The organism is uncultured Algibacter sp., assembly GCF_947487605.1.
Classification (GTDB): domain Bacteria; phylum Bacteroidota; class Bacteroidia; order Flavobacteriales; family Flavobacteriaceae; genus Algibacter_D.
The window spans coordinates 1-740 of sequence record NZ_CANKXK010000059.1 but is presented as its reverse complement, the minus strand read 5'-3'; the positions used below and the strand labels follow the sequence as shown (position 1 = coordinate 740).

1 protein-coding gene is annotated in these 740 nt (G+C 34.5%); it reads left to right on the top strand.

Going from position 1 to position 740, the window contains the following annotated elements; all coding sequences use genetic code 11:
- Positions 1-170 precede the first annotated feature (170 nt).
- Positions 171-536 (top strand): hypothetical protein, encoded by a 366-nt coding sequence (locus Q0739_RS14925; RefSeq protein ID WP_298239535.1) that lies wholly within the window; start codon positions 171-173, stop codon positions 534-536.
- Positions 537-740: the final 204 nt, after the last annotated feature.

The following is a 740-nucleotide window of genomic DNA, read 5'->3' as shown; positions in this document are numbered from 1 at the left end:
TAATTGCTAACGTCTGTGCTTAACTGAAAATTAACGCATATTAACCCGTAACTGACGGTTATACGAGACCGTTGGCACCAATTAGAAAAATGAAATCGAAATTGTTTTTACTTCTGACTTTAATTTTATTTACGTCCTGTTTTCAAGAACGGAAAATCGGACAACTGAAAGTGAGCGGAATAGAAAATACTTTTGTAAATATCTACCAAAAAGACGAATTTGACTTTGTGACACCATTGTATTATGAAATATTGGACTCTGATGAAAATCTGATTTTGGAAAAGCATCATTTAATTGGAACTAACGACCATATTACTGACTTGGAAAATTTTAAAGCTAAATCTTATGACAGTATTGTGTATCTGACTTGGGGAAAAGAAAGTGAAATATATGCAGTTTATGACCTGAAATCTGGAAAAGGATATCCGAAAAGTAAACTGAATGAGAATTGGAAAACGGAAATTGAAAACGCAAATGATTTGGTAAACAGATTAAAAGAAATGAATCCGATTTTAAATGCTAATTGGAATAAATAACTGGTGCCAACAATGTATAACCGCAATTACGGCGGATTCGACTACGTCCGAATCCACTCGGAATTGCTAAAGGCTGTGCCAAACCGAAAAATAACGCATATTAACCCGTAACTGACGGTTATACGAGACCGTTGGGTTTAATAAGCCCGACTTTTGGATCTTCCCAGGTTTATTGTAACAATCGAAAATATAGGATCAATAGTA